The sequence below is a fragment of the Rathayibacter sp. AY1A5 genome (assembly GCF_002930875.1).
In the GTDB taxonomy this organism is placed as follows: Bacteria; Actinomycetota; Actinomycetes; order Actinomycetales; family Microbacteriaceae; genus Rathayibacter.
Window position 1 is genome coordinate 13831 of sequence record NZ_PSTM01000003.1, and the last position, 11809, is coordinate 25639.

Sequence of the window (11809 nt, forward strand, 5' to 3'; positions counted from 1 at the left end):
AGGGGGATCGGTGTGAAGGGCGCATCGACGGCTCGACTCGCGGGCGCGGATGCGGGGTACGGAGGGAGAACAGCGGCGGACGCCCCGGACATTCCCGATCGACGGGGATCCGCTGCGAGCGGTCTCAGGCGAGGACCGCGCAGAGCGCGGAGGACGCGGCGTCGGCCTCCTCGAGCGTGGCGCCCTCGCCGAAGCTGAACCGCACGGCGGTCCGGGCGACGTCGGGGTCGAGGCCGAGGGCCAGCAGCGCGGGCGAGGGCTCGTCGCGCCCGGCGGCGCACGCCGAGCCGCTCGAGACGACGACGCCGCGCTCCTCCAGCTCGAGGAGCGTCGACTCGCCGCTGCGCCCGGGGACGGCGTAGGCGGCGATCGAGGGGAGCCGGTGCGCCGCGGAGCCCAGCGGCACGGCCCGGGGCGCCAGGGCCGCGACCCGCTCGGCGAACGCGTCCCGGACGGCTCCGACCCGCGCCGCGCGGTCCGGGTCGAGCAGGCGCACCGCGGTGCCGAGCGCGACCGCGAAGGCCACGTTCTCGGTGCCCGAGCGCCGCTCCCGCTCCTGGCCGCCGCCGTGCAGCAGTGGCTCGAACGGGAGCCGGCTGCGCAGCAGCAGCGCCCCCACGCCCTTCGGCGCCCCGAGCTTGTGCCCCGAGACCGAGACCGCGTCGGCGCCCCAGCCCGCGACGTCCAGCCAGCCGGCGGCCTGGACGGCGTCCACGTGCAGCGGCACGCCCCGCGATCGGCAGAGCGCCGCGATCGCCGGAACGTCCTGCACCGTCCCGATCTCGTTGCTCGCCGCGATCACCGAGACCAGCGCGGTGTCCGGCCGGACCAGCGCGGCGAGCGCGTCGAGGTCGAGCAGGCCGGTCGCGTCGACGGGGGCCGTCGACACCTCGAAGCCGTGCAGGCGCCGGAGGTGGTCGGCCGACTCGACGGTCGCCTCGTGCTCGAGCGCTGAGATCACCAGGTGCCGTCCGCGCGGCGATCCCAGCGCGAGGCCCTTGACCGCCGTGTTGATCGACTCCGTGCCGCCGGAGGTGAAGAGCGTCTCGGAGGCGCGGCCGCCGAGGAAGCGGGCCACGTGAGCGCGCGCCGCCTCCAGCGCGCGCGCCGCGGCGTCGCCGAGCGAGTGGCTGCTCGACGGATTGCCGTACTCGGCGGTGAGGAACGGCCACATGGCCTCCAGCACCTCGCGGCGCACGGGCGAGGTCGCGGCGTGGTCGAGGTAGATCACTCGACTGCGATGTCCAGGCCGAGGTCGAGCGAGCGGACGCTGTGGGTGAGCGCGCCGACGGAGATCACGTCGACTCCCGCCTCCGCGATCGCGCGCACGGTCGTGAGGTCGACGCCGCCGCTCGCCTCGACCACGGCCCGCCCGCCGATGAGGGCGACGCCCTGGCGGAGCAGCTCGGGGGTGAAGTTGTCGAGCATGATCGTGTCCGCGCCTCCCGCCAGCGCGGGCTCGATCTGGTCGAGCCGGTCGACCTCGACCTCGAGGTGCGCCGTGTGCGGGATCGAGGCGCGCGCGGCCCGCAGGGCCGCGGTCAGGTCGATCCCGCGCGCGGCGAGCACCGCGAGGTGGTTGTCTTTAGCCAGCACCGCGTCCGAGAGCGAGAAGCGGTGGTTGCGGCCGCCGCCGCTGCGGACGGCGTGCCTCTCGAGCGCACGCAGACCCGGCGTGGTCTTGCGGGTGTCGACGATGCGGGCGCGCGTTCCCTCCACCGCGGCGACGTACTGCGCCGTCAGGGTGGCGATGCCGCTCATCCGCTGCACGAGGTTGAGCGCGACGCGCTCGCCGCGGAGCACGCCGCCCGCGGGGCCCTCGATCCGGGCGAGGGTCTGCCCGGCCTCGAAGACCGCGCCGTCCTCCACGAGCACAGAGCAGCGGATCCGGGAGTCGGCCTGCCGCATCGTGCCGACGAGGACGGCGCCGCCGCTGAAGACGCCGGGCTCGCGGGCCACGAGGGCTGCGCTCGCGGTGGCGTCCGCGGGGAGGAGGGTGTCGGAGGTCAGGTCGCCCCAGGGCGCGTCCTCCTCGAGGGCGAGGGTGACGACGCGGTCGATGCTCTGGCGGGTCAGCACGGAAGGGCCGCCTCTCTGGTGGGGGCGGCGGCGCTCGCCGTCGCGGGGTCGGGGGAGTCGGTGCGGTGGTGGGCGCCGACGGAGTGCGTGCGCGCGGTCGCGGCGTCGATGAGAGCGAGGGCGCAGGTCAGCAGGTTCGCGTCCTCGAGCGTCCTCAGTCCGAGCGGAGCGGGCGAGGCGGAGGCGACGAGCGCGTCGCGCGCCGCTGTGAGCCCCGCCGCGTCCCGGGAGAGGCCGGCTCCCGCCCACATCGCGTCCTGGAGAGCGGTGCGGTCGAGCGTCATCGGGACGACGGCGCGGGGAGGCGCGACCGGGCCGCCGCTCCAGGAGAGGGAGTCGAGGGCGAGCGCCGCGCGGCGCGCGAACACGACGCCCTCGAGCAGGCTGTTGGAGGCGAGGCGGTTCGCACCGTGGACGCCGGTGCGGGCGACCTCGCCCACTGCGAGCAGCCCGGGGAGGCTGGTGCGCCCGTCCAGGTCGGTCGCGATCCCGCCCATCCAGTAGTGCGCGGCCGGAGTCACGGGCAGCAGGTCGTCGGCGAGCGAGAGCCCGTTCTCGCGGCAGGCCGCCGAGATCGTCGGGAACCTCTTCGCCAGCACCTCGGGGTCGATCGCCCGGGCGTCCAGGTGCACGGGCAGCCCGCCCTGCAGCCGCATCCGCTCCGCGATCGCGCGCGCCACGACGTCGCGCGGCGCCAGCTCGGCCTCGGGGTGCACCCCGACCAGGAACCGCTCGCCCGCGGCGTCGCGCAGCACCGCGCCCTCGCCGCGCACCGCCTCCGAGACGAGGAAGCCGCCCGGCAGCGCGAGCGTGGTCGGGTGGAACTGGTAGAACTCCAGGTCCGCCGTCTCCGCTCCCGCCCGCAGTGCGGCGGCCAGCCCGTCCCCGGTCGCGACGGACGGATTGGTGGTGTGCCGGTAGAGCTGCCCGGCGCCTCCCGTGGCCAGCACGACCGCGTCGGCCGTCAGGCGCTCGAGCACGCCGTCGTGCAGGACGTCGGCGCCCGTGACCGAGCCGCCCTCCCGCACCAGGTCGACCAGGGCGGCGTGCTCGCGCACCTTGACGGACGAGCCCCGCACCGCCGCCACGAGCGCGGCCTCGATCGCGGCGCCCGTCGCGTCGCCGCCGGCGTGCAGGATCCGCGGACGCGAGTGGGCGCCCTCGAGTCCCCGCGCCAGCTCGCCGCCCTCGCGGTCGAAGCCGACGCCCCACTCCTGCAGCACCGCGACCGCCTCCGGCCCCTCGGCGCAGAGCACCTCGACCGCCGAGCGCACGGCGAGGCCCGCACCGGCGGTGAGCGTGTCCTCCACGTGCAGCGCGACGGAGTCGCCCGGCGCCGTGACCGCGGCGATCCCGCCCTGCGCGGCGCGCGTCGACGACTCCGCCAGCGCGCCCTTGGTGACGAGCAGCACCTCGTGGCGGCGCTGCGCCGTCAGCGCGGCGACCAGCCCGGCGATGCCGCTGCCGACGACGACGACCCGCGCCATGTCAGACCGCCGCCGGCCCGGCGGGCGGAACGGCCGCGAGCATCCGCTCGAGGGCGATGCGCGCCTCGGCCTGCACCGACTCCGCGACCTCGATCCGGTTGAGCACCGTCCCCGCGACCAGTCCCTCGAGCACCCAGGCGAGGTAGCCGGGGTGGATGCGGTACATGGTCGAGCAGGGGCAGACCACGTCGTCGAGGCAGAAGATCGTGTGCTGCGGGTACTGGACGGCGAGGCGCTGCACCAGGTTGATCTCGGTGCCGATCGCGAAGGTCGATCCCGCGGGTGCCGCCTGGATCGCCTTCACGATGTAGTCGGTCGAGCCGTACTCGTCGGCCGCGTCGACGACCGCCATCGGGCACTCCGGGTGCACGATCACGCGCACGCCCGGGTGCTCGGCGCGCGCCTTCGCGATCTGGGCCGTCGTGAAGCGCTTGTGCACCGAGCAGAATCCGTGCCAGAGGATCACCTGCGCGTCCAGGAGCGTCGCGGTGTCGGAGCCGCCCTGCGGCTTCCGCGGGTTCCACATCGGCATCCGCTCCAGCGGCACGCCCATCGCCTTGGCGGTGTTGCGGCCGAGGTGCTGGTCGGGGAAGAACAGCACCCGCTGCCCGCGCGCGAACGCGTCCTCGAGCACGGTCGCCGCGTTCGAGGAGGTGCAGACCACGCCTCCGTTGCGGCCGCAGAACGCCTTCAGCGCGGCGGAGGAGTTCATGTACGTGACCGGGACGAGCGGCACGCGGCCGTCGGCGTCCGGCTCGGTGCCGTAGAGCTCGGTGAGCTCGGCCCACGCGTCCTCGACGGAGTCGATGTCGGCCATGTCCGCCATCGAGCAGCCGGCCGCCAGGTTCGGGAGGATCACGGCCTGCTCCGGACCGGAGAGGATGTCGGCCGTCTCCGCCATGAAGTGCACGCCGCAGAAGACGATCGCCTCGGCGTCGGGCCGGCTCGTCGCCGCCTTCGCCAGCTGGAACGAGTCGCCCACGTAGTCGGCGTACTGCACCACCTCGTCCCGCTGGTAGAAGTGCCCGAGCACGACGACCCGCTCGCCGAGCGTCTCCTTCGCCGCGAGGATGCGGTGGTGCAGCTCGTCGGCGCTCGCCGTCGTGTACTCCTCCGGCAGACGTCCCTGGACCGGGGCGTCGGCCGGGATCGGGTCGGCCTGGGAGGCGCCGGGCCCGTAGGCGGGCAAGCCGAGGTCGAACGACCAGGGGGCCTCCGCGAGCTCGGGCGCGCAGGTGGCGCCGGGCGCGGAGCCGCCCTCGATGAGCCGGATGGTGCTGTCGACGGATGTCACGGTGTTCTCCTCGTGAGGCGGGTGGGGGAGTCGGGCGGCGCGCTCAGACGGGCAGCGGGCCGTTGTCGACGAGCGCCGCCGACTCGTCGTAGCGGTAGAGGCGCGGGGGACGGTGGCGGGTGCCCGTCAGGCGCTCCCCGGTGGGCACCACGGTGCCGGAGCTCTCGATCGTCCGGCGGAAGTTGGCCGGGTCGAGAGGCTTCTGCAGGACGGCCTCGTGGACCTCCCGCAGCTGGGACAGGGTGAAGGCGCCGCCGAGGAAGGCCTGCGCGATGCGGGAGTACTCCATCTTGTTGCGCAGGCGCCAGAGGGCGTAGTCGACGATCAGTCCGTGGTCGAAGGCGAGCTCGAGCGGCAGATCGGTGCAGAGCCAGGCGACGTTCTCTCCCACGATGGCCTCGTCGGCCTCGGCGGAGCGCACGAGCGCCCAGTAGACGATCGACACGACGCGGTCCTCACCGGGGGAGCGGTCGGTGCCGCCGACGGCGTAGAGCTGCTCGAGGTAGCGCGGAGCCAGGCCCGTGGTCTCGCGGAGAGTGCGGCGGGCCGACTCGGCGAGGTCCTCGTCCGGATGCAGCGGTCCGCCGGGCAGTGCCCAGAGTCCCTCGAACGGCTCGCGGATGCGCCGGACGACGGGGATCCAGACGGTGCTCGCTCCGGTCTCCGGGTGCGGCCGCAGGGCGAAGATCACCGTCGACACGGCGAGCTGCACGTCCGGCATCCGATGTCCCTACTAAGAGTCGCACCGACTGTAAGTGCTGGGATCACCTTAGTGTCACGAACACCTGAACGCCTAGCGGAAGAGGCGACACGCCGCGCAGGGTCCGCCCTCACCGCTAGGCTGACCGCACAACCGAATACCGGGCCGCAATACGCGACGCGGGAGAGCCGACTCCGGTCGGCACCGAAGGAGCAAGCCTCCCCGCCAATCTCTCAGGTCTTGTACCGCGTCGAACTGGCCACTCTGGAAAGCGATCCGCTCGGATCCGCCCATGGTGAAAGCGCTCGACCCCTCGGGGCGTCGCGAATCTCTCAGGCTCCACGACAGAGGGGGAGTTCCCACGGCACTGCTGTGCTCTGCCGCGAACGCGGCGCGAGTCCAGCACTGCGACGAAATGGAGAACTCATGTCCGAGACCCCGACGACCAGCCCCGAAGCCCGCTACTCGCCCCTGCACGAGGTGCACGTCGCCGCCGGCGCGTCCTTCACCGACTTCGCCGGGTGGCAGATGCCGGTCCGCTACTCCGGCGATCTCGCCGAGCACCACGCCGTGCGCACCGCCGCCGGCCTCTTCGACCTCTCGCACATGGCCGAGATCCTCGTCGTCGGCCCCGAGGCGGTCGACGCCCTCGACTACGCGCTGGCGAGCGACATCTCGGCCGTCGCCGCCGGCCGCGCGAAGTACACCCTTCTCCTGGAGCGCACGGGCGGCGTGATCGACGACCTCGTCGTCTACCGCACGGGCGAGGACCGCTTCATGGTCGTCGCGAACGCGGCCAACCGGCACATCGTCGTCGAGACGCTCCGCGACCGCACCGCGATGTTCGAGTGCGAGCTGTTCGACGAGAGCGACGACGTCGCCCTCATCGCGCTGCAGGGCCCGCGCTCGCTCGAGATCCTGCAGAACGTCCAGGGCCTCGCCGTCGAGACCGAGCGGGGAGCGGAGTCGGTGCTCGACACGGACGACGCCGCCCGCCTGCTCGCGGAGCTGCGCTACTACCGCGCCGTGCCCGCGACCTTCGAGGCGCACCCGATCCTGATCGCGCGCACCGGGTACACAGGCGAGGACGGCTTCGAGATCTACGTCTCGCCCGACTCCGCTCCCACGCTCTGGCAGGCTCTCGCCGAGACCGGCGCCGGAGCGGGCCTCGTCCCCGCCGGCCTCGCCGCCCGCGACACCCTCCGCCTCGAGGCGGGCATGCCGCTCTACGGCCACGAACTCTCCCGCGACGTCTTCCCCGCACAGGCCGGCCTCGGCCGCGTCGTCGCCTTCGGGAAGCCGATCGACTTCGTCGGCCGCGCGGCCAGCGAGGAGGGTCCCTCCGGAGACGCTCCCGTGCTCGTCGGGCTCGTCGGCGAGGGCCGCCGCGCCGCCCGTGCCGACTACACCGTCCTCTCCGGCGACGACGAGGTCGGAGTGGTCACCAGCGGCGTCCTCTCGCCGACCCTGGGCGTCCCGATCGCGATGGCCTACGTCGCCCCCGCCTCCGCGCAGCCCGGGACGGCGCTCGCCGTCGACATCCGCGGCACGCGCCTCCCGATGACCGTCACCGAGCTCCCCTTCTACTCGAGAAAGAAGAACTGACATGGCCGTGCGCACCGAGCTGCAGTACACCTCCGACCACGAGTGGATCCGGGTCGACGGAGAGGTCGCGACCGTCGGCATCACCGCCTACGCCGCGGACAAGCTGGGCGACGTCGTCTTCGTCGAGCTCCCCGAGGCGGGAGCCCGCGTCGAGGGCGGCAGCGTCGTCGGCGAGATCGAGTCGACCAAGTCGGTGGGCGAGCTGTTCGCCCCCGTCGACGGCGAGGTCCTCGAGACCAACACGGCCGTCGTCGACAGCCCCGAGCTCGTCAACTCCGACCCGTTCGGCGAGGGGTGGCTGATCCGGGTCCGCTTCGACGCCCTGCCCGACGGCCTCCTCGACTCCGCCGCCTACACCGAGCTGGTCGGCGAGTAGATGGCGGCCACCAGGACCCCCGGCGCCTTCGAGTCCCGCCACATCGGGACCGACGCCGACGCGCAGCGCACCATGCTCGCGGCTCTCGGGTACGACTCCGTGGAGGAGCTCGTCACCGCCGCCGTCCCCGAGTCGATCCACGTCCGCGACCTCCCGCAGGTGCTGCCCGCTCCGGCCACCGAGACGGAGGCGCTCGCCGAGCTGCGCGCCCTCGCCGCGAGGAACACGGTGCGTCGGCCGATGATCGGCCTCGGCTACTACGGCACGCACACCCCCGCCGTGATCAAGCGCAACGTGCTCGAGAACCCCAGCTGGTACACGGCCTACACCCCGTACCAGCCCGAGATCTCGCAGGGGCGCCTGGAGGCGCTGATCGACTTCCAGACGATGGTCTCCGACCTCACCGGCCTCGACACGGCCGGCGCGTCGATGCTCGACGAGGGCACGGCCGTCGTCGAGGCGATGCTGCTCGCGCGCCGCGCCTCGAAGGCGCGCACCGACGTCTTCGTCGTCGACTCCGACGCTCTCCCGCAGACCCTCGCGCTGCTGCGCGGCCGCGCGGAGGCCGTCGGCATCCGCATCGTCGAGCTCCCGCTCTCGCGCACCGCCGCGGAGGAGGTGCCGGAGTGCTTCGGCGCCCTCGTGCAGTACCCCGGCGCGTCCGGGCACCTCTGGGACCCGTCGGCGGTGCTCGCCGCGGCGAAGGCCCACGGAGGCCTGGCGGTCGTCGCCGCCGACCTGCTCGCGCTGACCCTGGTGCGCTCGCCGGGCGAGCTCGGCGCGGACGTCGCGGTCGGCACCACGCAGCGCTTCGGCGTCCCGCTGGGCTTCGGAGGGCCGCACGCCGGCTACCTCGCCGTCCGCAAGGGACTCGAGCGCCAGCTGCCCGGCCGCCTCGTCGGCGTCAGCCAGGACGCGGACGGCCACCCCGCCTACCGCCTGTCCCTCCAGGCCCGCGAGCAGCACATCCGCCGTGAGAAGGCGACCTCGAACATCTGCACCGCGCAGGTCCTCCTGGCGGTCATGGCGGCGATGTACGCGGTCTACCACGGGCCGGACGGGCTCGCCGCGATCGCCGAGCGCGTGCACGGCCGGGCCGCGCTCCTCGCGCGCCTCCTCCTCGACCGGGGCCACTCCCTCCGGCACGCCGACTTCTTCGACACCGTCTCGGTCGTCGTGCCCGGCGGCGCGGAGGCGGCGGTCGCCCGCGCCCGCCAGGCCGGCTTCGACGTGCGCCTGGTCGACGCCGACACGGTCTCGGTGTCGATCGACGAGACGGTCACCGACCTCGAGGTGATCGCCGTCGCGACCGCCGTCGGGCAGCTGGACTCGTCGTTCGGCTTCCTCAGCGGCTCCGCGCGGAGCATCCCCGCCGAGCTCGACCGCCGCACGCCGTTCCTCGTGCACCCGGTCTTCAGCAGCCACCACAGCGAGACCTCGATGATGCGCTACCTCAAGCGCCTCGCCGACTCGGACTACGCGCTGGACCGCGGCATGATCCCGCTCGGCTCCTGCACCATGAAGCTCAACGCCGCCACCGAGATGGAGGCGGTCAGCTGGCCCCAGTTCGCGGACCTGCACCCGTTCGCCCCCGAGGCGGACGTGCAGGGCTCCCTGGCGCTGATCGACCAGCTGGAGGGGTGGCTCGCCCACCTCACCGGCTACGACTCCGTGTCGCTCCAGCCCAACGCCGGCTCGCAGGGCGAGCTCGCGGGCCTGCTGGCGATCCGCGGCTGGCACCGGTCGAACGGCGACGAGGACCGCACGGTCTGCCTGATCCCCTCGAGCGCCCACGGCACCAACGCCGCGAGCGCGGTCCTCGCCGGCATGCGCGTCGTCGTCGTGGCCTGCGACGAGCTCGGCAACGTCGACCTGGACGACCTCCGGGCGAAGATCGCCGAGCACGCGGGCTCCCTCGCCGCGCTGATGATCACCTACCCGTCGACCCACGGCGTCTACGAGCACGAGGTCGCCGAGATCTGCCGCCTCGTCCACGAGGCCGGCGGACAGGTGTACGTGGACGGCGCGAACCTCAACGCGCTCCTCGGCTTCGCCCGCTTCGGAGACTTCGGCGGCGACGTCTCGCACCTCAACCTGCACAAGACGTTCTGCATCCCGCACGGCGGAGGCGGTCCCGGCGTCGGTCCCGTCGCCGCGAAGGCGCACCTCGCGCCGTTCCTGCCCGGCCACCCGCTCGCGCAGCGGCTCGAGCACGGCGTGGGCACGCAGGGCGAGCGGATCGTCCACGGCGGCGCACCGGTGTCGGCAGCTCCCTACGGCAGCCCCGGCATCCTGCCGATCTCGTGGGCGTACGCCCGGATGATGGGCGAGGAGGGCCTGCGTGCCGCGACCGGGGCGGCCGTCCTCTCGGCCAACTACGTCGCCGCGCGCCTCCGCGAGCACTACCCGGTGCTCTACACGGGGGACAACGGGCTCGTCGCCCACGAGTGCATCCTCGACATCCGCCCGCTGACGGCGGCGACAGGAGTGACCGTGGACGACGTCGCCAAGCGCCTCGTCGACTACGGCTTCCACGCCCCGACCATGAGCTTCCCCGTCGCCGGGACCCTGATGGTCGAGCCGACGGAGAGCGAGGACCTCGCCGAGATCGACCGCTTCATCGACGCGATGATCGGGATCCGGGCCGAGGCCGACCGCGTCGGCGCGGGGGAGTGGCCGGTGGACGACAACCCGCTGCGCGGCGCCCCGCACACCGCGGAGTGCCTGACGGCCGAGGAGTGGACGCACCCCTACAGCCGCGAGCAGGCCGTCTACCCGGTCCGCTCGCTGGTGCGCGGCAAGTACTGGCCGCCGGTCCGCCGGATCGACCAGGCCTACGGCGACCGCAACCTCGTCTGCGCCTGCCCGCCCATCGAGGCCTTCGCCTGATCCGCCCGCACGCGCTCGTCCGCAACCGAGGGTGAGAGAGCAGGAACGGAGCCTCGAGCCCGTCCTGTCATCTCCCACCCTCGGCTGCGGACACCGTCGGTCCCGCACAGGCGCGGAGTGGGGCGCAGTTCTCCCGATCCGGGGGGAACGGCGCACGGCGACTCCGATGCACGAGGGAGCCCGACCGTGGGGAACGCGTGGTGGAGGTGCTGGCAGGCAGGGCTCGACGGAGTAGCGACGAGCGAGCAGCTCCACCGTGCGGGCGTCACGCCGCGGCAGTGGAGAGCCGCGGCGCGGTCCTGCGGCTCCTCGGATGCGATCGGTCCGACGTCACGTCCGCGGAGCCGGCGGCGCGAACAGCTCGGGCCAGAGGGCGACGGCCAGCGGGTACCCGACGAACGAGACGATGTCGATGATCGAGTGGGCGATCACCAGGGGCAGGGTGCGGCCGAAGCGCTGGTAGAACAGTCCGAACACCAGGCCCATGACCACGTTCCCGATGAAGGGCCCGATGCCCTGGTACAGGTGGTAGCTGCCCCGGAGCAGCGCACTGGTCACCAGGATCCGCCACCGCCCCCAGCCCAGATCGCCCAGGCGGGCGAAGAGGTACCCGATCACGACGACCTCCTCCTGCACTCCCGCCCGGATCGCGGAGAGCACGAGCACCGGCACCGTCCACCAGTACGCGTCCAGCGGCGAGGCCACCACCGCCACGGTGATGCCCAGCGCGCGTCCGACGGCGTACAGCGCGATGCCCGGCGCGCCGATCGCCACCGCGAGGACGGTCCCGGTCCCCAGGTCCGCGAACGGCCGGCGTAGGTCGAGCCCCAGGCGCCCGAGCGGACGGCCCGAGCTCTGCCAGAGCAGGAACGCGCAGAGGGCCACCGGCACCAGGTCGAAGAAGAGCGCGAGCAGCTGGTAGACGAGGTCGAAGCCCGGGCGGTCGCTGAGGGCGCCGTTGATCGTCGCGGTCTGGTCGGCCAGTGCGGTCGAGCGGGTGAGCCGGTTGGCGATGGAGACCACCGAGTAGACCGCGGAGGCGCCCAGCGAGAGCCCGAGGACCAGCAGGATCTCGATGCGGATCCGGCGCCGTCCGGGCGCGGATCCTGACAGGTCCGTGGACACTCCGTGCGTCTCCTCTGAAGTCGATGTGTTGCGCGACGGCCGCCCGGTACGCACGTTTCGTGCAGAACAGCGCAAGGATTCCACCTCCCGGTTACCGCTGTGTAACGGTTGCCACATGCTTTTGTGCAGATAGCGGGCGAATACATAGTCTCGTTGAAGGCATCCGCGCGACGGCCACCAGTCTCGTGCGCCGCCGCCGTCGCCACGCGCACGGCACTCCACGCGTCAGGGAAACCACTTCTCGCGCGCCCCCA

Annotated in this window: 9 protein-coding genes and 1 riboswitch; of the genes, 3 read left to right on the forward strand and 6 right to left on the reverse strand. The window is 73.3% G+C overall.

Annotated features, from left to right (window positions below; genetic code table 11):
• Window positions 1-124: 124 nt before the first annotated feature.
• The 5 genes from C5B98_RS02500 to C5B98_RS02520 are packed head-to-tail and all read right to left on the reverse strand — an operon-like array spanning window position 125 to window position 5581.
• Window positions 125-1231 (reverse strand): cysteine desulfurase family protein, encoded by a 1107-nt coding sequence (locus tag C5B98_RS02500; RefSeq protein ID WP_104222965.1) that lies wholly within the window; start codon window positions 1229-1231, stop codon window positions 125-127.
• Window positions 1228-2079 carry a carboxylating nicotinate-nucleotide diphosphorylase gene (gene nadC, locus C5B98_RS02505; protein WP_104222966.1) on the reverse strand — a complete coding sequence of 284 codons (852 nt, stop codon included), beginning with the start codon at window positions 2077-2079 and terminating at the stop codon, window positions 1228-1230. The genes C5B98_RS02500 and nadC overlap by 4 nt, the downstream gene beginning before the upstream one ends.
• Window positions 2073-3566 carry an L-aspartate oxidase gene (gene nadB / locus C5B98_RS02510; RefSeq protein ID WP_104327259.1) on the reverse strand — a complete coding sequence of 498 codons (1494 nt, stop codon included), beginning with the start codon at window positions 3564-3566 and terminating at the stop codon, window positions 2073-2075. Before nadB ends, nadC begins: the two co-directional genes overlap by 7 nt.
• A gap of 1 nt (window position 3567) precedes the next feature.
• A complete protein-coding gene (gene nadA / locus C5B98_RS02515) occupies window positions 3568-4860 on the reverse strand; it encodes a quinolinate synthase NadA (RefSeq protein ID WP_104222968.1) in 1293 nt (430 codons plus the stop codon).
• A gap of 43 nt (window positions 4861-4903) precedes the next feature.
• Window positions 4904-5581: an NUDIX domain-containing protein gene (locus C5B98_RS02520; protein ID WP_104222969.1), complete on the reverse strand. Its 678-nt coding sequence runs from the start codon at window positions 5579-5581 to the stop codon at window positions 4904-4906.
• A 149-nt stretch (window positions 5582-5730) separates the two neighbouring features.
• Window positions 5731-5818, forward strand: a riboswitch (glycine riboswitch).
• A 168-nt stretch (window positions 5819-5986) separates the two neighbouring features.
• Here C5B98_RS02520 and gcvT point away from each other — a divergent pair.
• From gcvT to gcvP, 3 genes are read left to right on the forward strand one after another with little or no spacing between them, the layout of a single operon-like run.
• Complete coding sequence (gene gcvT, locus C5B98_RS02525; RefSeq protein ID WP_104222970.1) at window positions 5987-7165, forward strand: glycine cleavage system aminomethyltransferase GcvT; 1179 nt, start codon at window positions 5987-5989, stop codon at window positions 7163-7165.
• 1 nt (window position 7166) lies between these two features.
• The gene (gcvH, locus tag C5B98_RS02530) at window positions 7167-7541 is read left to right on the forward strand and encodes a glycine cleavage system protein GcvH (protein WP_104222971.1); all 375 of its coding nucleotides are present in this window, start codon (window positions 7167-7169) and stop codon (window positions 7539-7541) included.
• On the forward strand, window positions 7542-10430 hold the full coding sequence (gene gcvP, locus C5B98_RS02535; protein ID WP_104327260.1) for an aminomethyl-transferring glycine dehydrogenase: 2889 nt from the start codon (window positions 7542-7544) through the stop codon (window positions 10428-10430).
• 330 nt (window positions 10431-10760) lie between these two features.
• Here gcvP and C5B98_RS02540 read toward each other — a convergent pair whose 3' ends face one another.
• Window positions 10761-11555 carry a CPBP family intramembrane glutamic endopeptidase gene (locus C5B98_RS02540; RefSeq protein WP_258059269.1) on the reverse strand — a complete coding sequence of 265 codons (795 nt, stop codon included), beginning with the start codon at window positions 11553-11555 and terminating at the stop codon, window positions 10761-10763.
• Window positions 11556-11809: the final 254 nt, after the last annotated feature.